Raw genomic sequence first — 20,803 nt, forward strand, 5'->3', positions numbered from 1 at the left:
CGAACTCGCGATGCTGCGGCGCGTGCGCGACCGCATCGACCGTGAGTACGCGCAGCCGCTCGACGTGGAGGCCCTGGCGCGCGGCGTGCACGTCTCGTCCGGCCACCTCAGCCGGGCGTTCCGGGCCGCGTACGGTGAGTCGCCGTACAGCTATCTCATGACCCGCCGCATCGAGCGCGCGATGACCCTCCTGCGCCGCGGCGACCTCTCCGTCACCGACGTGTGCTTCGCGGTGGGGTGCCAGTCCCTGGGCACGTTCAGCACCAGGTTCTCGGAGCTGGTCGGGATGTCCCCCAGCGTGTACCGCCGCCGCGCCGCCGAGGACGCCCGCGGCATCCCGCACTGCGTGGCGAAACAGGTCATGCGGCCGATCAGGAATCGAGAAGTGGCGCCCGCCCCCGGCGTCTAACGTGGGCGCATGAGCGTCATCATTCAGCACACCTTCCTCCCCGCCGACGACCCGGATGCGTCGCTGGCGTTCTACCGCGACGCGCTCGGCTTCGAGGTCCGCAACGACGTCGGCCTCGGGGGCATGCGCTGGATCACCGTCGGCCCCAAGGACCAGCCGTCGACGTCGATCGTTCTGTACCCACCGGCGATCGAGCCCGGCCTGACCGACGACGAGCGCCGCACGATCGTCGAGCTGATGGCCAAGGGCAGCTTCGCCTCGATCGTCCTGGCCACCGAGGACCTGGCCGGCACCTTCGACCGCGTCCAGGCCACCGGCGCCGACGTGGTGCAGGAGCCCGCCGACCAGGACTACGGCGTCCGCGACTGCGCCTTCCGCGACCCGGCCGGCAACCTGGTGCGCATCAGCCAGCTGTAAGCCGCTCGTACTGCGGCTTGAACCGCGCGAGGTACGCCTCGAACTCCGGTTCGGGCGTACCGTCGCGGGCGGCGACGAGCAGGTCGAGGTAGTACTCCCAGCCGGGCCCGATCTCCCCGACCTGCGCCGGATCGACCCCGTGATGCACGAACTCCATCACGGTCGCCCCGCCCTCCTCGACCAGCCGGATCTCCATCTTCCACCCGCCGGCCTCATCGGACCCGGAAACCGCCAGCCGCCGCGGCGGCTCACACGCGTCGATGCGCAGATCCATCACGGGCTCGCCCTCCTCCTGGACCATCCGCACCTTGATCGTCCGCCCCGGCCCGGCCTCGCCTTCCCACGGCCCGAACCACCGCGCGCTGCGCTCGGACTCGGTGACGCTGGCCCACACGTCTTCGATCGGCGCCTTGAACCTGCGCGTGAGGACGAGGTCGTGCTGCTCCCCGGCCCGGACAAGTCTTCCGTTCATGCGCTCTCCTCGTCTGGTACTTCCTGATGCTGCCCGCTTTGCCGCCGCTCGCGCCGGGTGCGGTAGACCTCGGTCTCCAGGGCATCGAAGCGCCGACCCCAGACGGATCCCCGCTCGGCGGTGAGCCCGTCGATCCACGCCCGCAGTCCTTCGAGCGCCGAGGTGTCCAGCTCGTAGTGCCGCTCCCGCCCGACGAGCGTGTCGCGGACGAGCCCGCTCTCCCGCAGCACGCGAAGATGCCGACTGATCGCGGGCCGGCTGATCTCGAACCCGGCCGCGATCCGCCCAGCCGCAACCGGCCCCTCACGCAACGTCTCGAGAATCCGCCGCCGCACGGGATCAGCAATGGCCGCCGCCACCTCGTCCACGCCGGGAAGCGTAACCGACGTGTTACATGTACGTCGAGATACACTTGAAAAAGTGACGCTTTCGCATGAGGAGCTGTTTCAGCGGTACATCTACGCCGGGGCGATGAGCCGGAATCCCAAGGCCGTCGCCGACCTGTTCACCGATGACGGTGTGTACGAGGGGCCGATCGAGGGCCTGCGGCTCGAAGGCCGTGCCGACATCGAGCGCGGGGTCGCCGAAATCCAGCAGCGCCCCGGTCCCGAAGGCGAGCTCAACCTGGCAGCGAGCCGGTCCACGTTGCACGAGACCCAGGACCCGGGCGTGTTCATCGCCGAGATCGACGCGGTGCTCGACGGACCGAACGGGTCGACCACCGTGTCGATCGTGCAGATCTTCCGGCGCGACGGCGACAAGATCCGCTCATTGCGGGACTATTTCACCCCGTGAGACCCCTCATTCCCCTCGTCCTGTGTGGCGCGCTCGCGCTCGGGGCGTGCTCCGGCGAGGAGCCCAAGCCGGCACCGACGCAGGCGGCTACCGCGTCAGCCAGTCCCTCGGCTAATCCGGCGTTCGAGAAGTACGCGGCCGGGCGGTCGACTCCGGTCGCCGACCCCGTGTACCCGGGCTACGGCAACCCCGGTGTCGACGTGCTCCACTATGGACTCGAGCTGGCCTGGGCGCCCGACACCAAGACGCTCACCGGCACGGCCACGCTGCAGCTGCGGGCGGCGGCCGACCTGAGCGACGTGAAGCTCGACTTCTCCAAGGCCTACACCATCGACGGCGTGACCCTCGACGGCGCGAGCGTGACCGGCGCCGTCGACGGGACCAAGCTGACCGTGGCCGGGAAGGTGGCCAAGGACGGGCTGGCCGAGCTCGTCATCCGGTACCACGGCACGCCCACGACCGTCGCGATGCCCTCGCACCGCAACGACGTGGAGCCGCTCGGGCTCACGGTCACCAAGGACGGTGCACTGTGGACGATGCAGGAGCCGTACGGGGCCAGCACCTGGTATCCGGCCAACGATCAGCCGTCGGACAAGGCGCTGTACGACATCTCGGTCTCCGTTCCTGACGGCTGGACCGCGATCGCCGGCGGCACGCCGAAGGGCAAGGACGGCAACCTGTTCCGCTACAGCGCCACCACGCCGGTGGCCACCTACCTGACGACCCTCGCGGTCGGCAAGTACAAGCAGGAGACCGGGACCGGGCCCGGCGGGGTGCCGCTGAGCTACTGGTACCGGCCGGGCGCCGACGACAAGGCGCTGCCGTATCTGCGCAAGTCGCCGCAGTACCTCGACTGGCTGACCAAGCACTTCGGGCCGTACCCGTTCGACAGCGCCGGGGTGCTGATGGTCCCGTCGGCGTCGGGCATGGAGACCCAGCAGATGATCACCATGGGGTTGCCCGACTACGGCAGCGAGGCCGACTTCAAGCGCGGCTTCGACGCCGACCTGCTGCACGAGTACGCCCACCAGTGGTTCGGCGACGCGGTGTCGCCGACGAACTGGAACGACCTGTGGCTCAACGAGGGCTGGGCCGAGTACGCCCAGTTCCTGTACACCAACGAGCGCGACAAGGTCACCGACAAGCAGTGGGAGGACTGGGCCCGCACCACCGACGCCCGCCTGCGCAAGACCCTCGGGCCGCCGGGCAAGCCGCGGGCGGACAGCTTCGCGGAGAGCAACGTCTACATCTGCCCCGCCCTGATGCTGCACCAGATCCACAAGCAGATCGGCGACGAGGCGTTCTTCTCCCTGGGTACCGACTGGGCGCAGAAGAATCGCGGCACCGCGCAGGACCGGGCGAGCTTCATCGCGTTCGTCAACCAGCACACGGGCAAGGACTTCACGAGCCTCATCAACACCTGGCTCGACTCGCCCACGACACCGAAGTAGTGCACTGGCCGGGCCCCGCGACGGGGCCCGGCCACCGCTTTACAGCACGGCCTCGATCGGGCCGCGCAGGAAGTACACGATGAACAGCACGGCCACGCCGTAGAGGATCGGGTGCACCTCGCGGAACTTGCCGCTGACCAGCTTGATGACCACGTACGAGATGATCCCGGCGCCGATGCCGTTGGAGATCGAGTACGTGAACGGCATCAGCACGATCGTGAGGAACGCCGGCAGCGCGATGTCGTAGTCCGACCAGTCGATCGTGCGGACCGCGGTCATCATGAGGAAGCCCACGACGACGAGCGCGACCGAGGCCGCCTCGAACGGTACGACGGTGACGAGCGGCGCGAAGAACATCGCCAGCAGGAACAGGATGCCGGTGACGATGCTGGCGATGCCGGTGCGGGCGCCCTCGGCCACGCCGGACGCGCTCTCGATGTAGCTGGTGTTGCTCGACGTGCTGGCCGCGCCGCCGGCCGCCGCCGCGATCGAGTCGACGAGCAGGATCTCCCGGGTGCGGGGCGGCATGTTGTTCTCGTCGAGCATCTCGCCTTCCTGCGCCACCGCCACCATCGTGCCCATGGTGTCGAAGAAGTCGGTGATGAGCAGGGTGAAGACGAACATCAGCGGCACCAGTACGCCGACCGCCTGCCACGAGTGCAGCACGTTGAAGTGCCCGAGCAGGGAGAGGTCCGGCTTGTCGACCACCTTGTCCGGCAGGGTGGGCACGTTGAGGCTCCACCCCTTCGGGTTCGGCTTGCCGTCCACGAAGGACGGTCCGGCCTTGGCGATCGCCTCGATGATGATGGCGAACACGGTGGAGGCGAGGATGCCGATGAGGATCGCCCCGCGCACCCGGCGCACCACCAGGACGACGGTGAGCAGCAGCCCGACGCCGAACGCGAGCGCGGGCCAGCTCAGGAGCTTGCCGCCGATGCCCAGCCCGACCGGCACCGTGGTGTTGGCGGCATCGGGCACGCGGCGCACGAAGCCCGAGTCGACGAAGCCGATCAGGGCGAGGAACAGCCCGATGCCGACCCCGATGGCGGTTTTCAGCTGCGTCGGTACTGCCCGGAAGACCGCCGTCCGCAGCCCGGTCAGCACCAGGATGGTGATGAGGACGCCCTCGATGACGACCAGGCCCATCGCGTCGGCCCAGGTCATCTGGGGCGCGATCTCGAACGCGACGAGCGCGTTGACGCCGAGGCCCGCGGCGAGCGCGAGCGGGAAGCGGGCCACGACGCCCATGAGGATCGTCATCACGCCGGCGACCAGCGCCGTGCCCGAGGCCAGCGCGGTGATGGCGAGCTTGCCGCCCGTGCTGTCGACGCCGCTGGACAGGATGAGCGGGTTGAGCACCACGATGTACGCCATCGTGAAGAACGTCGCGAGGCCGCCGCGGACCTCCCGGCTCAGCGTCGAGCCGCGCGCGGTAATCTCGAAAAACCGGTCGACACGGCTTTGTGTCGAGACGGGGGCTTCGGCCACTGGAACCTCCAGGTGGATCTATGGTTACGCGCGCATGATGCCACCCGCGGGCACTACCACCGAAGACTTGTGGTGAAACGAACTGGTAAAACTGTTACGGCCGGCCCGGGATGGGCCACCGCTCGGCGATCGCGCGCAGCGGCCCGAAGTCCACATGGTGGAACTTGTACCGCCCGCTGCGCTCCGCCCGCACGAATCCGGCCTCGGCCAGGATGTCCAGATGCTGGGAGATGGCCTGCCGCGACGAGGCGATCCCGTGCTTGCTGGCCAGCCGGGCGCAGATCTCGAACAGCGTCTGCCCGTCGCGCTCGGCCAGCTCGTCGAGGATCGCGCGCCGCGTGACGTCGGCGAGCGCGGCGAAGACGTCGCTCACGCTCCCACGATAGGCAAGCTGATGCTTGCCTGTCCACTCGCGAGAAGGGCCGGCCCGCGCGGACCGGCCCTTTCCTAGCGCGTCACCTCGAGTCGACCGGCTTCTTCACGCCGCCCCAGTAGACCCAGCCCTCGGCGTACGAGACGCCCCTGGCCTTCACCGGTCCGGCGTACTTGTAGTAGTTCCTGTCGTCCGGCACGACGAGGTTCTGCCCGGCGCTGTTCTTGAGCGTCACGCCGATGTGGTACCCGGAGGCGGTGTCGTAGTAGATCCCGCGCAGTTCGGTGTAGGCGCACCACTCGCCGGTGCTGCTGTTCTTGTACCACCACAGCCGGATCACTTCGCCGGTGCTGCCCGGCAGCGACAGCCCCTTCGACCCGATCCTGGTGTACCCGTCGCAGACGGTCTGCATGGCGTTCGCCGCCACCGGCGCGTACGCGATCGACCCCACCCCGATCGCGGCCGCGGTCAGCAGCCCGAGCATCCGTCGTCTCCTGGTGTGCAACGTGGTCCCCCTCGCGTTGTCCGCCCGGCCCCGTGCCGGGCCGGGGGAACTCTGGCACGGCGGCGAGGGGCCATCCAACCCGCAAGGACCAGCAAAAACCGGCGCCCCAGTATATCGATGGTCTGTATATGTAACTTACAGGAGCTGATCACGGGAGGGGCAGCAGGCGGGCGGTGCCTCCCGATTCCCAATCCGGCTCCAGTACCGCCAGTGCGTCCGCCCCCGCCGCCGCCCGCAGGCCGCCGGGGCGGGCGCCCGGCACCACGACCGCCCGCGGCCCGGCGAGCGCGACCGGCACGATCCGCACCCCGCCCGGATAGGGCTTGGCCTCCCCGTCGACCGGCCGCTCGTCCACAGTGGGCAGCGGGCGCCCGGCGAGCCGCGCGAGCAACGGCTCCAAAAGCGTGACGGCGGCGACAAGTCCCGCGTACGGGTTGCCGGGCAGGCTCACCACCCACCGCCCGTCGGGGAGCGCGGCCAGCCCCTGCGGATGCCCGGGCCGGCACGCCACCCCGTCGACGAGCCACTGCGCCCCGAGCCGGTCGAGCACGCCGTGCAGATGGTCGGCCGCTCCTCGCGAGGACGCGCCCGTCACCACGACCACCTCGGCCCGCGCCTCGGCGATCGCGGCGGCGAGCGACCCGGGATCGTCGGCCACGTGCCGTGCGGTCGCGGCGGGGGCGAGGGCGGCGACGATGCCGGAGAAGGCGTCGAGCACCTGGCCAGGCCCGGGCGGGCCGTGCATGACCACCTCGTCGCCGGTCACCAGGCAGACGACCGCCGGCCGGGGGTGGACGAGGACTTCGGTGACGCCGGCCTGCGCGAGGGCCGCGGCGGCGACGGCGGTGATCGGCCGTCCGGCCGCGAGGACGATGTCGCCGGCCCGGACGTCGTCACCCACGCGGCGGATGTGGTCGCGCGGCGGTGGTTCCGCCGTGACGAGGTCGTGCGTTCTGGTGCAGCGCTCGTACGGTACAACTGCGGCGGTTGCTTCTGGAATGACGGCGCCGGTGGCGATCTCGACGGCTTCACCCGGGCGGAGGACGGCCGGGCGGGTGCTGCCGGCCAGCATCGCGGCGGGGACCACCCGCCACGGGCCCGGGCCGGCGACCGCGTAGCCGTCCATCGCGGCCGCGTCGAAGGACGGGGACGGGACGCGGGCCGGGACGTCGGCCGCGGCGATCAGGCCGGTGGCGGCGGCGAGCGGCACGGTGACCGGGGGCAGCGGGCGGGCGGCGGTGTGCGCGAGTGCGTGCGCCGAGGCCCATGAAGTCACGGACAACCAGCCTACGGACCGTGCGGGATGATCCTTCCATGACCCTCAGCGTCGAACCCGCCGCCATCGCCGACGACCCGTGGACGCGCCCCGAGTGGGACCGCGCCGCCCTGCTGACCATCGACACCCAGGTCGACTTCGTCGAGGGTGGCGCCAGCCCCATTTACGGGACGGCGGCCGTAATTCCGGCCGTCGCGGGGCTGGCCGAGGCCTTCCGCCGGGCTGGGCGGCCCATCGTGCACGTGATCCGGTTGTACCGCGGGGAGGACGTCGACCTGCCCCGCCGCTCGCTCCTCGACGGGGGCGCGCCGATCGTGCGGCCGGGGAGCGCCGGCGCCGCGATCGTTCCCGCGCTGCTGCCCCCGGACGCGCCGGACCTGGACGCGGAGGCGTTGCTGGGCGGGGCGTTCCAGGCGCTGGGGCCGGGGGAGTGGGCGATGTGGAAGCCGCGCTGGGGTGCGTTCCACCGTACGGGGCTGGAGGCCTTCCTGCGCGAGCTCGGCGTCTCGACCGTGGTGATCGCGGGGTGCAACTTCCCGAACTGTCCGCGCGCGGCCGTCATCGGCGCCAGCGAGCGGGACTTCCGGGTGGTGGTCGCGGCCGACGCGATCTCCGGCGTCGACGAGCGGCACCTGGCCGAGGCGGCTCGCCTGGGCGCCGGTCATGCCCCGGCCCGGGTGATCGCCGGTTCAATCTCGATCCTGTCGGTCTGACGACATCGCCGCAGGTGAACGGGGCTGCGGCGGGCGGCGTGTCCCTCTGTGTCCGGCGGCGCCAAGAGCCGCGGGGGAGCCCCGATCAAGGGGAGGGGAGACACATCATGGGCAGCATCATCAAGGGCATCGCGACCCTGGCCGCCGGCGCGATCGTGGGCGCGGGCGTGTACGCCGGCGTCAGCACCTTCGGCGGCGGGGCGGGTGTCCCCGACTTCGACAAGGTCGGCGACTACACCTCGACGGCCAAGAACGTCGTCCGGTTCAAGCTGGCCCCGAGCAACGACCAGCTCGCCAAGTGCATGCCGAAGGTCAAGGTCGACGTGGCGGTGGCGCTGACCACCGACGCCAAGGGCTTCGACGTGATGGACGTGAACCTGACCGGCGCCCCGCCGAACACCTCGTTCACGATCTTCCTGCTCGAGGTGCCGGCGAGCCCGTTCGGCGCCGCGGAGTACATCGGCGACGTCAACACCGACAAGAAGGGCAACGGCAAGGTCGAGCTCAAGCTCATCGTGGAGGAGGCGTTCTCCTCGACCCTGGTGGGCGACAAGCGCGTCCGCAAGGAGCTCAACCACGTCGGCATGTGGTTCGCCGACCCCAAGGACGACGACTTCTGCCTCGGCAACGGCGGCGGCCCCGTGACGCCGTTCGACGGCGACAACGAGGCCGGCATTCAGGCGTTCAACTCCGTTCCGTCGCTGCCGAAGGCACCGCTGCCGTAGGGACTTCCGGCGTCATCGGCGTGACCGCGGTGGGCGATCCGGGCCGCTGCTCGTAGGTCTGCACGATCCAGAAGCAGGCGAAGAGCGCGGCGATGCCGATCTCCAGCCAGAACAGGTTCACCCCGGAGAACCACAGCGGCACCGCGACGATCGCGGCGACGATGAGGGCCCAGGCGAGCAGACCGTACCGGTCGAGCCTCACCTGGGCCCCCGGCGTCCGATGCCGCCGCCGATTGACCAGCGCGACGGCGATGATGGCCAGCAGCAACCCGAGCGCGGCGAGGTAGTGCGCGCTGGCCACGAACCAGTCCAGCGACAGGACGAACGCGGCGAGCACGGCGGCATAGACGGCCGCACCCCCGATGATCGCCAGCCACGGCGCCCTCCGGTCGTGCCGGAACAGGAAAATCGTGATGGCGATCCCGAGCCCGCCCAGCACCAGCAGCGCCACCATGTTATTCTGCACGTTCGCGCGGGTGGCATCGGCGAGCGCCTGCACGTCCGGGCACGACAACCCGGTCGGCAGCTCCCCGCCCTCCTTGCACTGCTCCACCGCGGTGTCATAATCCTTGCCGCGGGCCGTCGGCACGACCGCCACGATGGGCGCGAACATGCCGCCGATGTTCAACAGCACGTCTTCCATCTCGGTCGTACCGCGCAGCGCGATCATGCACGCCCCGAGCCCGATGAGCGACCCGACGAAGATCCCCTGCGCCGGCGTGTAGTAGTACGCACTCACGGAGGAGAGCAACTCCCCGCCCTGGTGCCAGGTCTGGAAGCCGACCGCCACCCCAAGGGCGACGAGCAGCCCGACCATCGCGATGCGGACGTACAGGTACGACCGCAGCCACGTCTCGTTCGGCTCCGTGTTCATACCCGTTAACGTGCGCCTTCACGCTCCGTGACGTCCAGGGAGCAGTCGGCTAGCTGATACCGACGTATCAAATGACCCATAGGGCGTAAAGCCCGGGCGCGTTCCAGTTGGTCGCGGTGATGGTCTCACAGTAGTACGACGTCCATTGATGGTTCTGCTGCCCGACGTACCCGATGCCGGCACACTGGTCGGGCCAGCCGTACAGCCCCTGCCTGGTGTAGCCGGGCGCCCCCGCTTCGGCCGCCGTCGCGCCGACGCCGACGCTGGCCAGCGCGACGCTCGCGATCAATACCATGCTGGTGATGAGTCGCTTCATAAAAGAAAGTTAACAATTAACCCATTGACGCGCAACGATAACTTTCGGTGACGCCCGACGGGGCTCGCGCGTTCGGGGGTTGATCGCCGTCGGGCCGGAGCGAAATCTCACCCCGGCCCGGGCGGAGGTCAGCGAGCGGAGCAGCTGACCCCGGCCACCGCGAAGTTGGGCCCGTTGAAGACCAGGCCCCAACTCGTGCTCGCGTTCGCGTTGATGGCGCCGTTGTAGGCCGCATTTACCGCCGTCACGGTCTGGCCCGACTGGGTCAGCGTTGCGTTCCAGGAGCTGGCGATCGTCACGCCGGTCGGCAGCGTGAACTTCACCGTCCACCCGGAGGTCGGGGCGGTGCCGGTGTTGGTCACGCGAACCTCCGCCTGGCCGCCGCCCGACCAGGACCCCGTCGTCGTCACCGAAGCGGTGCAACCCCCGGTCGGAGCGGGGGAGGACGAGGCGGACCGCGAGGGTGACGTCGAAACCGAAGGCGACGTCGAGACCGAGCGGGAGGTCGACGGTGACGCTGACGTGGAGGTGCTCGTGGTGGTGTAGGTCGCCTGGGTGTACGCCTGGCTGCACTGCGACGAGCAGGCCGACGGCAGCGAGAACGCGTACTCCCGCCCGCCGAAGAGCAGGGCGTCGGAGGAGTCGCGGACGCGGATTCGGAAGTCGGTGCCGCCCGAGACGGTGCCGCCGATGATGTAGGACTGGCCCATGTCGCTGTTCATGGGGGCGGCGGTCCAGGTGCCGTTGGCGTAGTACTCGATGCCGTGGATGCCGTTCGGGAGCTTTGACACGGCGATGGCGGGCCAGTAGCGCTGGGCGCCGTTCAGGAAGCCGATTTTGATGTCGCCGGAGTACGACGGGGCCGGGATGAACTGCCAGGAGACGTGGCGGTTGTTCCAGTGGTTCGGGTACAGGTCCGTCATCGGGGCGCCGTTCTTGACGAACTTGTTGAGGGAGTCCTTCGACAGGTCCAGGTGGTATTTGTCGTCGCGGCACCAGGCGTTGGAGTCGCCGCAGCTGTCGGCGACGATCATGTCGAGGGTGCCGTCGTTGTAGGCGTCGGCGGTGAAGGCGCCGTTGCGGCAGAACGGCTGGCCCAGGGCGCCGTCGTTGACGCCGGTGCAGTAGTCGCTGATCTTCACGCGGACCCAGCGGCCGCAGTTGCGGCCGTTGTTCCAGATTCCCATCTTGGCCGCGTTGGCCGACGACAGCGGGCGCGGGTAGAAGGTGCCGTCGCCGGGGGTGTCGAAGACGTTCAGCGCGACGAAGTTCTGCGTCTCCAACTCGGCCTGGGGGAGACCGCAGCCGCCGTACGGGGCGCCGAGGCCGTCGAAGTATGTCGCGTTGCCCGTCACCGGGGCCGTGGGCTCCGGCACCGTGGCCCGCGCGGAGGGCTGCAGGGCCAGCACGATGAGGGCGGCGCCGGACGCGGCGATGACCGGGATGGCCAGGCGGGCCCACCAGATTCCACGATGCATGCCAGCAACGTCCGCGCCCCGCGTCCGGGGCGTCAACCGCGTCGCCGGCGGCGCCCGCCCGACCTGCGGGGGCACGCGAAAGTTCCATAATGAACAGATGGTCATGCCGCAGATGCCCGTCAACGTGCCCAGGCCTTCGCGGCGGATCAGTGCCGAGGACATCCTCAACGGGCGGTACACGATGGACGGCTACCCGTTCCGGTACTGCTACATCGTGCCCGGGTCGACCGCCCTGGCCGGGGCCGCGTTCAGCTTCGGCACCGGCCACGGCGACCTGATGCGCGACCAGGTGCTCAGCGCGGTCGAGTTGCTCGAAACGCGCGGCTGGCACCTGGTCGCCATCGAACAGAACGGTCTTGTCGCCTATCTCAGGAACAGGCAGTGACTACTGGGGCAGCGTGAACTTCTGCGCGCCCGAGCCGTTGCAGTCCCAGATCTGCACCTGGGTGCCGGCCGTGGTCGAGCCGTTCGGGTCGTCCAGGCACTTGTTGGCCTGCGGGTTGTAGTACGTGTTGTCGGAGCGGTGGATGAACACCTGCGCCCCGGTGCTGTTGCAGTCCCACAGCTGCAGTTTGGCCCCGTTGGCGGTCGAGCCGCCCGGGATGTCCAGGCACTTGCCGAACGCCCGCAGCGTGCTGCCGGCCTCGACGTAGGTCCACTGCTGCGCGCCGGTGCCGTTGCAGGTGTAGATCTGCACCGGGGTGCCGTTGGCGCTGTTGGAGGAGCGGACGTCCAGGCACAGGCCGCCCGGGCCCTTGACCGCCTTGCCGCTGGTCGGCGGCGGGGTCGTGGTGCCACCCCCGCCGCCGCCACCGGCGGTGTACGCGGCGACGTAGTCGACGATCATCGGGACGCCGGACACGGTGTTGCCGTTGGGGCCGCCGCCGAACGCGTCGGGGAAGCCGCCGCCGATCGCCACGTTGAGGATCATGAAGAAGCCGTGGTGCGTGGCGTTGTTCCAGGTGTTGGCGTCGACCTGGTTGGCGTTGACGGTGAAGAAGTTGTTCCCGTCGAGGTACCAGCGGATCTGCTCCGGCGAGGTGCTGCGGTCCTGCTCCACGGCGTAGGTGTGGAAGCCGGTCTGGCAGCCGCCGCACGCGCGCTCACCGCTGCCGATGCCCGTCGTCTCGTTGCACGGGCCGCCGGGGTTGGTGCCGCAGTGCAGCGTCGCGAACTCGGAGCTGCGGCCGTTGATGTCCTCGAGGATGTCGATCTCACCGATGCCCGGCCAGCCGGTCGCCCCGGTGCCGCGCGCCGCCGCGCCCAGCGCCCAGAACGCGGGCCAGTAGCCGGCGCCGTTGGAGGTGTTGACGTTCGGCTGCTGGATGCGGGCCTCCATGCGCAGCTTGCCGCCGGCCGGGGCGGCCAGGTCGGTGCGCTGCGTCTCGATGCGACCGCTGGTCCAGTTGCCCGACCCGTCCCGGATCGGCTTGATGTTGAGGTTGCCGTTGCCGTCGAGGTACACGTTCTGCGTGCTGTTGGTCATGTTCTCGATCTCGCCGGTGCCCCAGTTGCCGGCGCCGCCGGGGTAGCCGTGACCGAGGTCGTACATCCAGTTGCCGGTGTTGACGCCGGAACCGGCCGCGCCGTTGAAGTCGTCGGCGAAGACCTGGGTCCAGCCGGACGGGGTCGCGGGCAGCGACGCGGAGGCGCTGGGCAGCGCCGCGAACGTGGCCGCGGCGAGCACGGCGACGCCGCCGCCGGCCAGGAGCGCGAAGCGCCCCCGGCGACGACGTGTGGGTTTCTGTTGGCTTTCCACAGCGATTTGGCCCTTCTCAAACTGGGGGCGGGGGGTAGAGCCATGCCTGTTCAGCCCTCACTTGGCGGACGTGAGAGCGCTCTCAGGCAGCATCGCTGACTCGAAAGATTGTTGTCAATAGGAAGCCGAAGTCACCCCAGTCAAACATCACCCCACCGGCATGTCCCGCCGCCGCAGCCCGGCGAGCCCGGCCGCGCCGAGCACCAGCGCGACCACCGTCAGCCACACGACCGGCGTGGCGGTGAACGCCGCACCCGGCAGCTTCGGCACGTGCGCGAACGGGGTCACGTCCAGCACGTACTGGTTCAGCCCGAACAACCCGCCCAGCTCGACCAGCAGCACCGACACGATCAGCGCGGCCCACGCCAGGGTGCTCAGCCGCGGCGCGAACCCGATCAGCGCGACCCCGATCCCGGCCAGCACCAGCGCCGCCGGTAGCTGCACCAGCGCTGCCCCGAACAGCCGCGCGGTCTGCCCGCCGACGTCGTGGACCTGCGCGCCGTACACCAGGCCGCCCGCGATCCCGGCCACGGCCAGCAGCGCCGCCGTGCCGAGCACCGCGAACGTCAGGTGGCTCGCGGCCCACCGCACCCGGTCGACCCGGGTCGCCAGCAGCGCCTCGACCCGGCCGCTGGCCTCCTCCTGGCGCAGGCGCAGGGTGGCCTGGATGGCGTACACGGCGACGAGCTGGCCGATGATCGCGTAGATGGCGCCGAGGAACGCGTCGGTGAGCCCGGCCTTGCCGCCCATCCGGGTCAGGATGTCGGTGAGCTGCTGGTTCGGCGACTGCAGGCCGTCGATGCCGGTCGCCGCGCCGCCCATCACCGCCCCGCTGAGCGCCAGCGCGACGAGCCAGCCGATCAGCAGCCCGCGGTGCAGGCGCCAGGCCAGCGCGAGCGGCGTGCGCAGGCCGGGGGAGGCCGTGGCGGGGCCGGGGCGGTCCGGGAGCAGCCCGGCGCCCACGTCACGACGATCCACCAGGGTGTACCCCACGAAGCCGAACACCACCGCGAAGCCCACGAACAGCAGGCCCACCCACCAGCGCTCCCCCGCGAAGGGCCGCATGTGCAGGGCCCACCCGGTGGGGGACAGCCAGCTCAGCGCGGTCGGGCCGGTGTCGCCGACGGCCCGCAGCAGGTACGTGCCGCCGAGCACGGCCCCGGCGATCCCGGTGGCCGCGCGGGCGCTCTGGGTCAGCTGCGCCGATGCCGCCGCGATCGCCGCGAACAGCAGCCCGAACAGCGTGGTGGCCAGGCCGAACGCGAACGCGCCGGCCGGGTCGAGCCCGACCCCGAGCAGCCCCAGCGCGGCGAGCAGCCCGATGAGCACGTCGACGGCGGCGGTGACGAGCAGGGCCGCGGTCAGCGGGGCGTACCGGCCGACGACTGTGGCCCGCACGAGCTCCAGCCGCCCGGTCTCCTCCTCGGTGCGCGTGTGCCGGACGACGGTCAGGATGCTCATCAGCCCGATGAGGATGAACTCGGTGATGCCGATCTTCCACGCGGTCAGCGCCCCGATGTTCAAGGAGAACAGCGGGCCGCTCAGCGCGACCAGGGACGGGTTGCTCAGCACGCCGCTGACGGCCTGGAGATCGGCGTCAGTGGGGTACAACTTCTGGTAGTTGGCGGCGGTGCCCATCGGCATCACCGCGAGCCCGAGCACCCAGACGGTGAGCCGGAACCGGTCCAGCCGCAGGGCCAGCCGCGCGAGGGCGCGGGTGCCGCTCAGGGTGGTCATCGCGCCGCCTCCGAGCGGTCGTAGTGGCGCAGGAAGATCTCCTCGAGCGTCGGCGGGGTGCTGGTCAGGCCGCGCACGCCGATGGCGGTGAGCTTGCGCAGGACCGGGTCGAGCTCGGCGTTGTCGACGCTGAAGCGGATCGAGCCGTTGGCGGTCTGCAGGTCGTGCACGCCGGCGAGGTCACCGAGGCCGTCGACCGGCCCGGCGAGCTCGGCCTGGATCGACGTGCGGGTCAGGTGGCGCAGGCTCTGCAGGGTGCCGGTCTCGACCGACCGTCCGTCCCGGATGATCGTGACGCGGTCGCACAACGCCTCGACTTCGGCCAGAATGTGGCTGGACAGCAGGACAGTACGATCGCCGCGGCGTTGTTCTTCGCGGATCACCTGGCGGAAGACATCCTCCATGAGGGGGTCGAGGCCGGAGGTGGGCTCGTCGAGCAGGATCAGCTCGACGTCGGAGGCGAGGGCGGCCACGAGCGCCACCTTCTGGCGGTTGCCCTTGGAGTAGGTGCGGCCCTTTTTCGTGGGGTCGAGGTCGAAGCGCTCCAGCAGCTCCTTGCGGCGTGCGGGGTCGAGCCCGCCGCGGAGCCGGCCGAGCAGGTCGATGACCTCGCCGCCGGAGAGGCCGGGCCAGAGCGTGACGTCGCCGGGCACGTAGGCGAGGCGCCGGTGCAACTGCGCCGCGTCCGTCCAGGGGTCGCCGCCGAGGAGCTGCGCGGAGCCGGAGTCGGCGCGCAGGAGGCTGAGCAGCACGCGGATGGTGGTGGACTTCCCGGCGCCGTTCGGGCCGAGGAAGCCGTGCACCTCCCCGGTCTGCACGGAGAGATCGAGCCCGTCGAGCGCACGGGTGCGCCCGAACGTTTTGACCAGTGCGTCGACGCGGATCGCCTCGGTCATGGTTGCTCATTGCTCCTTTTGACTGGCTCGCAGTTCGTCGATCGCCCGGTGGGCGGCGGCGGCGAGCTCGGGATCGAGCATGGCGGTGGAGTAGAAGTCGATCAGCGCGCCGACCATGCGGGTGTACCCCTCGGTGCCGAACATGTCGGCGCCCAGGTTGCGCGACACGTGGTCGTGCATCGCGATCAGGCCCGACTGCATGCCGATCAGGACGGTCGCGAAGCCGCGCCGGTCCTCGGTGACGCCGGGCGCGGTCTTGTCGATCCACAGCTCGGCGATGCCCACCATGCGGTCGAACAGCTTCGCGGCGGCCGGCGACCCGTCCAGCAGCGCGCGGGTGATGTACCGGTACGTCAGCATCACCGTCGGGTGCACCGACGGCATGAAGCCCGGGCTGGCCATCTTGCCGTCGAGGAGGATCTCCTCCTTGATGCCCATGGCCCGGTCGAGGACGTACTCGTCACAGACCTCGCGCAGGCCCTCCTTGGACCCGAAGTGATGCCGGAGCAACCCCGGCGACACCCCGGCGGCCTGCGCGATGTCCCGCACGGTGGTGCCGTCCATGCCGCGCTCGGCGAACAGCCGGATGGCGGCGTCCCGGATCCGCGCCCGGGCCGTGAGGTCCTCGTTGGCCGGATCCGTCATGTGCGATCACCCCTATACGCGCGTATTGCCGACTACTCACTCCAGTAGCCGACTATACGCGCGTATAGCGGTCCGTCAACCGCCGTCGGGATCGAGCCGGTAGCCCGCTCCGCGCACGGTCCGGATCGCGGTCCGTTGATAGGGGTGATCGATCTTCTTGCGCAGGTAGCCGACGTAGACCTCGACGATGTTCGGGTCCCCGTCGAAGTGCGCGTCCCAGACGTTCTCGATGATCGCCGTGCGGCTGAGCACGTCGCCGGGGTGCCGGAGCATGAACTCGAGCAGCGCGAACTCTCTCGCCGTCACGGAGATTTCGTCGGTACCGCGAGTGACGCGCCGCTGCACCGGATCGAGCTGCAAGTCGCCGGCGCTGAGGACCACCGGCCGCTGCGGCGCGCCCCGCCGGATGAGCGCGCGGAGCCTGGCCACGAGCACCACGAACGAAAAAGGCTTGGTCAGGTAGTCGTCGGCCCCGAGGTCGAACGCGTCGGCCTGGTCGTACTCGCCGTCCTTGGCCGTGAGCATCAGCACCGGCGTCCAGACCTGCCGCGCGCGCAGTTGCCGGCACACCTCGTAGCCGGACAGCCCGGGGAGCATGATGTCGAGCATGATCGCGTCGTACGCCCCGTGCGGCGTCTCGGTCGCCGCCCACAACCCGTCGACCCCGGTGTGCACGAGGTCGACGGTGAACCCCTCCCCGTTGAGCCCGTCCCGGATCGTCTCGGCGAGATTGACCTCGTCCTCGACCACGAGCACCCGCACGCTTGCCCCCTTCGACCACGGCGCGACACCGTAGGGTCACACCGCGATCCTGAACCAATCCTGAAGATCAGCGCGGGGTATCGGCGGACGGCTTGAACGCCGGCCCGTGCCCGGGGACGATCAGGCCGGCGATCTCCAGGACCCGCTCACGGCCCGCGTGCAGGGCGGTCAGGTCGGTGGCGAACGGGTCGGCGGCCGAGTTCGCGTCCCACCACAGGTGCGTGAACGCCACCAGCCCGTCCTCCGTCTCGGCCAGGGTCGTGATGTCCTCCGGCGTGTGCCCCGGCGTGCGGATCAGCCGCACGGACGGCCCCACCTGGAACCCCTCGGCGTCCCGGTCCTCCCACCGGTCGCCCTCGTAGATCGCCCAGTGATCGTGGAACCGCGCGTTCAGGAACAGCGCCGCGTTGAGCGTGTGATCGGGATGGTGATGGCTGAACACCACGTCGGTCACGTCACCCGGCTCCACCCCGAGCGCGCGCAGCGGATCGAGGATCAGGCCCCGGTCCCGCACCATGCCGGGGTCGGTCACGATCAGGCGGTCCCCGTCGCGGATGAGGCTGATGGTGCTGCCGACGTGGCCGCCGACGTACCCGGTGTGCAGCAAGTTCACAGTCGCGCTCATGCCGCCCAGCATCCGCCGCGGCGGGGTGGTCTCACCAGGGGACGACGCCCTCGTCGTCGAAGAAGCCACCCGTCGGCCCGTCGTCCGGCAGCGTCGCCAGGTGGATCGCGATCGCCGCACCCTGGGCCGGCGTGCGATAGCCGCGGAAGCCGTTGAGATCCGTCGCGCAGTACCCCGGGCAGCCCGCGTTGACGAGAATGTTCGTGTCCCGCAGCTCCTTCGCGTACTGCAGCGTCACCGCGTTGAGGAAGGACTTCGACGGCGCGTACGCGGCCGAGATCGGACCCTGGTCGCCCTCCGACTGCCGGGTGAGCGAGCCGACCGTGCTCGACATGTTCACGATGCGCGGCGCCGCGGACGCGCGCAACAACGGCAGGAACGCGTTCGTCACACGGACCACCCCGAGCACGTTCGTCTCCACCGCCGCGCGGATCGTGTCCAGGTCGACGAGCGTCGGCTGCTGCGGCATGCCGCCCGTGATGCCGGCGTTGTTCACGAGCACGTCGAGCGCCGGGAACGACGCGGCGGCCGCGGCCACGCTCTCGTCGGAGGTCACGTCGAGGGCGACCCCGAACGCGTCCACCCCGCTCGCCACCAGCTTGGCCACGGCGGCGTCGCGGGACTCAGCCGAGCGGGCGCCCACGCCGACGCGGTAGCCCAGCGCGCCGAGCCCGGCGGCGATCTCGTACCCGATGCCCTTGTTCGCGCCCGTCACGAGCGCCACCTTCACTGCATCACTCATGGCATCGATCCTGCTCGCCGCCGGCCGGATGCGAAAACACCGATCGGGTGGCCGGCGATACCCTGGCGGTATCGACATCGAGACACGGGAGCTGCGGTACTTCGTCGCGGTCGCCGAGGAGCTGCACTTCGGCCGGGCCGCGCAGCGCCTGGGCATCGCGCAGCCGCCGCTGTCCCGCGCGATCCGCCAGCTCGAACGCCGGCTCGACGTGGCGCTGCTGGAACGCACCAGCCGCACCGTCGCCCTGACCGAGGCCGGCAACGTGCTCCTGCGCGAGGCCCGCGCGGCGCTGGAGGCGGTGGAGGCGGCCGCGCGGCGCACCCAGCGGGCCGCCGCGCCCGAGCCGGGGATCGTGCTCGTGACCAAGGCCGGCGCGTCGGGGGAGCTGCTGGCCAAGCTCCTGGACGCCTACGCCGCCGAGCCCGGCGCCGTCCCCGTCGACGTGCAACTGTGCGGCATCGGCGAGCAGGAGGGCCTGCTGCGCGCCGGGCGGGCCGACGTGGCGTTGCTGCATCTGCCGTACGACTCGCCGGTGGGCTTCGACACCGAGGTCCTGGCGGTCGAGAGCCAGGTGGCGATCCTGCCCGCCGGCCACCCGCTGACCACCCGCCCCAGCCTGCGCATGGCCGACATCACCGACCTGCCCGACCTGCCGCTGCCCCGCTGGCCCGAGTCCGACGGCAGCTACCCATCGGGCCGCGGCCCGCAGGTGACGGGCAACTCGCAGCTGTACCAACTCATCGCCCTCGGCCGTGCCTGCGCCGTGCTGCCCGACTCGGCCCGCACCCACCTCCGCCGCGACCTGGTCGCCGTCCCGCTGCTCGACGCCCCGACCGTCACCACCCTCATCGCCTGGCCGGCCCACAGTTGTTCCCGCGCGGTCGCCGACCTCGTCCGCGCCGCGACGCGCCTCTGACCAGGTTTTCCGGCGGGTTTCGTTCAGGTGCCGCCCGGTTGCGCCGATGGTCTCAGCGTCACACGGAAGCGACACACACACTGGGGGCAGGGATGACCACGAACACGACCATCAAGCGCACGCTGGTTCTCGCCGGGCTGACCGCCGCCGCCGGGATCGCCGCCCTCGCCGGGGGCACCGCCGCGCAGGCCGCCGCCACCCCGAGCGTCTACGCCAGCCACGGCGCCGTCTACGTCAAGCAGGCCGGTCACACCACCCGCCTCACCAGCGACGACGTCAACAAGCAGCCGGTCCTGTCGGCGGACGCGACCCAGATCGCCTACGTGCACAACGACACCGTCTGGGTGATGAACGTCGACGGCAGCGACCAGCACCAGGTCAGCGACCGCACCGGCAGCGCCCCGGCGTGGGACGGCAGCGGCGTGCGGATCACCTACACCGCGACCTCGTGCACCGGCGCCCCCGGCACGTTCCGCACCGGCGTCAACGGCGGCGACACCTCCGAGGTCGTCGCGCCGTCCGCCTGCGTGAGCCAGGAGGCTCCGCAGGTCGGCTACATCATGGGCTGAGTCACCGGATCGAAATCGAGCACCACCGATTGCGCGGTGCGCACGAAAGCCGCCACCGCCGTCGAGCGGGAATTGGCCGGCCACGCCACCGCGAGCGTCACCGGGTCGATTCCGGCGATCGGCCGGTACGAGATGCCGGGCCTTGGAAAACGACTCGCCACGAACTCCGGCAGGAACCAGACCACCCCGCCGACCTCGACCAGGTTGAATATCTGCGACAGGTCGAAACTGCGCCCCTTCGCCAGCATCCGCCCACGCGTGGCCGGCGACCCGTCGGGCAGTTGCCGCCCGGCCAGATCGGCCAGCCGCAGCGTCCTGTGCGCCGCGAGCGGATCGGCCGCCGCCAATGCGATAACACACGGCGTCGTGAGCAACGGCTCCACGTCCAACCCGTGCGCATCGAACGGCGTCGGTATCAGCGCCACATCCGCCCGCCCGTCGTGCAACGCCGGCACCTGCTCGCCCCGCCCGCCCATCAACAGTTCCACGGGCAGCACGTCGAAGGCGTCGAGCAATCGCGGCAACAGTCCAGCGTCATAGTCGGCTTTCAAAGCCAACCGCAGCGTTTGTACCCCTTGTGCCGACCGCCGAGCCCGCCCCTCCGCCGTCGCCACCGCATGAAGCGCGACTCGCGCGTCATCGAGCAGTTGCTCCCCGGCCGGCGTGAGCGAAACCTGCCGCGTCGTGCGAATGAGCAATTGCACGCCGAGCTGCCGCTCGAGCTCCCGGATCGCCCGCGACAACGGCGGCTGCGCCATCGAGAGCCGCGCCGCCGCCCGCCCGAAGTGCCGCTCCTCGGCCACGGCCACGAAGTACCGCAGCTGCCGCGTCTCCAGCTCACTCATATCTCCAGGGTATCA

26 protein-coding genes are annotated in these 20,803 nt (G+C 70.5%); 9 read left to right on the forward strand and 17 right to left on the reverse strand.

Annotation, left to right across the window (positions count from 1 at the left end; all coding sequences use genetic code 11):
• Positions 1-10: 10 nt before the first annotated feature.
• On the forward strand, positions 11-409 hold the full coding sequence (locus tag ACQP00_RS13765; RefSeq protein ID WP_433066511.1) for a helix-turn-helix transcriptional regulator: 399 nt from the start codon (positions 11-13) through the stop codon (positions 407-409).
• A gap of 9 nt (positions 410-418) precedes the next feature.
• Positions 419-826, forward strand: coding sequence for a VOC family protein (locus ACQP00_RS13770; protein ID WP_433218913.1), 408 nt, complete (start codon positions 419-421; stop codon positions 824-826).
• Here ACQP00_RS13770 and ACQP00_RS13775 read toward each other — a convergent pair.
• Both ACQP00_RS13775 and ACQP00_RS13780 read right to left on the reverse strand, forming a co-directional pair.
• Positions 813-1,298, reverse strand: a complete 486-nt coding sequence (locus ACQP00_RS13775) for an SRPBCC family protein (RefSeq protein WP_433218915.1) — start codon at positions 1,296-1,298, stop codon at positions 813-815. The genes ACQP00_RS13770 and ACQP00_RS13775 overlap by 14 nt on opposite strands.
• Positions 1,295-1,666, reverse strand: coding sequence for a metalloregulator ArsR/SmtB family transcription factor (locus ACQP00_RS13780; protein ID WP_433218917.1), 372 nt, complete (start codon positions 1,664-1,666; stop codon positions 1,295-1,297). Before ACQP00_RS13780 ends, ACQP00_RS13775 begins: the two co-directional genes overlap by 4 nt.
• Positions 1,667-1,718: 52 nt before the next feature.
• On the opposite strand from ACQP00_RS13780, the gene ACQP00_RS13785 reads away from it, so the two are divergent.
• A complete protein-coding gene (locus ACQP00_RS13785; protein ID WP_433218919.1) occupies positions 1,719-2,093 on the forward strand; it encodes a nuclear transport factor 2 family protein in 375 nt (124 codons plus the stop codon).
• Positions 2,090-3,544 (forward strand): M1 family metallopeptidase, encoded by a 1,455-nt coding sequence (locus ACQP00_RS13790; RefSeq protein ID WP_433218921.1) that lies wholly within the window; start codon positions 2,090-2,092, stop codon positions 3,542-3,544. Before ACQP00_RS13785 ends, ACQP00_RS13790 begins: the two co-directional genes overlap by 4 nt.
• A 39-nt stretch (positions 3,545-3,583) precedes the next feature.
• Here the strand turns inward: ACQP00_RS13790 and ACQP00_RS13795 are convergent, their stop codons facing one another.
• The 4 genes from ACQP00_RS13795 to ACQP00_RS13810 all read right to left on the reverse strand — a co-directional run bounded on the left by ACQP00_RS13795 (position 3,584) and on the right by ACQP00_RS13810 (position 7,186).
• Positions 3,584-5,050 (reverse strand): NCS2 family permease, encoded by a 1,467-nt coding sequence (locus ACQP00_RS13795; protein ID WP_433223846.1) that lies wholly within the window; start codon positions 5,048-5,050, stop codon positions 3,584-3,586.
• A 76-nt stretch (positions 5,051-5,126) separates the two neighbouring features.
• Entirely contained in the window at positions 5,127-5,405 is a 279-nt protein-coding gene (locus ACQP00_RS13800; RefSeq protein WP_433218923.1) for an ArsR/SmtB family transcription factor, read from the reverse strand.
• 82 nt (positions 5,406-5,487) lie between these two features.
• Positions 5,488-5,889 carry a hypothetical protein gene (locus ACQP00_RS13805; RefSeq protein ID WP_433218925.1) on the reverse strand — a complete coding sequence of 134 codons (402 nt, stop codon included), beginning with the start codon at positions 5,887-5,889 and terminating at the stop codon, positions 5,488-5,490.
• Between the two features lie 169 nt (positions 5,890-6,058).
• Positions 6,059-7,186 (reverse strand): molybdopterin molybdotransferase MoeA, encoded by a 1,128-nt coding sequence (locus ACQP00_RS13810; protein WP_433218927.1) that lies wholly within the window; start codon positions 7,184-7,186, stop codon positions 6,059-6,061.
• A gap of 38 nt (positions 7,187-7,224) precedes the next feature.
• Between ACQP00_RS13810 and ACQP00_RS13815 the strand changes: the two genes are divergently transcribed.
• Both ACQP00_RS13815 and ACQP00_RS13820 read left to right on the forward strand, forming a co-directional pair.
• Entirely contained in the window at positions 7,225-7,899 is a 675-nt protein-coding gene (locus ACQP00_RS13815) for a cysteine hydrolase family protein (RefSeq protein WP_433218929.1), read from the forward strand.
• Between the two features lie 107 nt (positions 7,900-8,006).
• Positions 8,007-8,624, forward strand: coding sequence for a hypothetical protein (locus ACQP00_RS13820; protein WP_433218931.1), 618 nt, complete (start codon positions 8,007-8,009; stop codon positions 8,622-8,624).
• Here ACQP00_RS13820 and ACQP00_RS13825 read toward each other — a convergent pair.
• The 3 genes from ACQP00_RS13825 to ACQP00_RS13835 form a co-directional block, all read right to left on the reverse strand.
• Complete coding sequence (locus tag ACQP00_RS13825) at positions 8,584-9,498, reverse strand: hypothetical protein (protein ID WP_433218933.1); 915 nt, start codon at positions 9,496-9,498, stop codon at positions 8,584-8,586. The two genes, ACQP00_RS13820 and ACQP00_RS13825, sit on opposite strands and share 41 nt — an antisense overlap.
• A gap of 67 nt (positions 9,499-9,565) precedes the next feature.
• Positions 9,566-9,814: a hypothetical protein gene (locus ACQP00_RS13830; protein WP_433218935.1), complete on the reverse strand. Its 249-nt coding sequence runs from the start codon at positions 9,812-9,814 to the stop codon at positions 9,566-9,568.
• A 128-nt stretch (positions 9,815-9,942) separates the two neighbouring features.
• On the reverse strand, positions 9,943-11,292 hold the full coding sequence (locus ACQP00_RS13835) for a cellulose binding domain-containing protein (RefSeq protein ID WP_433218937.1): 1,350 nt from the start codon (positions 11,290-11,292) through the stop codon (positions 9,943-9,945).
• 97 nt (positions 11,293-11,389) lie between these two features.
• On the opposite strand from ACQP00_RS13835, the gene ACQP00_RS13840 reads away from it, so the two are divergent.
• Complete coding sequence (locus ACQP00_RS13840; RefSeq protein WP_433218939.1) at positions 11,390-11,677, forward strand: hypothetical protein; 288 nt, start codon at positions 11,390-11,392, stop codon at positions 11,675-11,677.
• On the opposite strand, the gene ACQP00_RS13845 is transcribed toward ACQP00_RS13840, so the two are convergent.
• The 7 genes from ACQP00_RS13845 to ACQP00_RS13875 form a co-directional block, all read right to left on the reverse strand.
• On the reverse strand, positions 11,678-13,051 hold the full coding sequence (locus ACQP00_RS13845) for a ricin-type beta-trefoil lectin domain protein (protein WP_433218940.1): 1,374 nt from the start codon (positions 13,049-13,051) through the stop codon (positions 11,678-11,680).
• A gap of 147 nt (positions 13,052-13,198) precedes the next feature.
• Complete coding sequence (locus ACQP00_RS13850) at positions 13,199-14,788, reverse strand: ABC transporter permease (RefSeq protein WP_433218942.1); 1,590 nt, start codon at positions 14,786-14,788, stop codon at positions 13,199-13,201.
• Entirely contained in the window at positions 14,785-15,684 is a 900-nt protein-coding gene (locus tag ACQP00_RS13855; protein ID WP_433218944.1) for an ABC transporter ATP-binding protein, read from the reverse strand. Before ACQP00_RS13855 ends, ACQP00_RS13850 begins: the two co-directional genes overlap by 4 nt.
• 6 nt (positions 15,685-15,690) lie before the next feature.
• Positions 15,691-16,329 (reverse strand): helix-turn-helix domain-containing protein, encoded by a 639-nt coding sequence (locus ACQP00_RS13860; protein WP_433218946.1) that lies wholly within the window; start codon positions 16,327-16,329, stop codon positions 15,691-15,693.
• Between the two features lie 75 nt (positions 16,330-16,404).
• Complete coding sequence (locus ACQP00_RS13865) at positions 16,405-17,091, reverse strand: response regulator transcription factor (protein WP_433218948.1); 687 nt, start codon at positions 17,089-17,091, stop codon at positions 16,405-16,407.
• A gap of 67 nt (positions 17,092-17,158) precedes the next feature.
• Entirely contained in the window at positions 17,159-17,716 is a 558-nt protein-coding gene (locus ACQP00_RS13870; RefSeq protein ID WP_433218950.1) for an MBL fold metallo-hydrolase, read from the reverse strand.
• 31 nt (positions 17,717-17,747) lie between these two features.
• Positions 17,748-18,458, reverse strand: coding sequence for an SDR family oxidoreductase (locus ACQP00_RS13875; RefSeq protein ID WP_433218952.1), 711 nt, complete (start codon positions 18,456-18,458; stop codon positions 17,748-17,750).
• Positions 18,459-18,534: 76 nt separating this feature from the next.
• Here ACQP00_RS13875 and ACQP00_RS13880 point away from each other — a divergent pair, with 76 nt between their 5' ends.
• Positions 18,535-19,374, forward strand: coding sequence for a LysR family transcriptional regulator (locus ACQP00_RS13880; RefSeq protein WP_433223848.1), 840 nt, complete (start codon positions 18,535-18,537; stop codon positions 19,372-19,374).
• A gap of 92 nt (positions 19,375-19,466) precedes the next feature.
• Complete coding sequence (locus ACQP00_RS13885) at positions 19,467-19,943, forward strand: TolB family protein (protein ID WP_433218954.1); 477 nt, start codon at positions 19,467-19,469, stop codon at positions 19,941-19,943.
• Here the strand turns inward: ACQP00_RS13885 and ACQP00_RS13890 are convergent.
• Complete coding sequence (locus ACQP00_RS13890; protein ID WP_433218956.1) at positions 19,928-20,788, reverse strand: LysR family transcriptional regulator; 861 nt, start codon at positions 20,786-20,788, stop codon at positions 19,928-19,930. The genes ACQP00_RS13885 and ACQP00_RS13890 overlap by 16 nt on opposite strands.
• Positions 20,789-20,803: the final 15 nt, after the last annotated feature.

This window comes from Dactylosporangium sp. CS-047395 (assembly GCF_050942185.1).
Taxonomy (GTDB): Bacteria; Actinomycetota; Actinomycetes; order Mycobacteriales; family Micromonosporaceae; genus Dactylosporangium.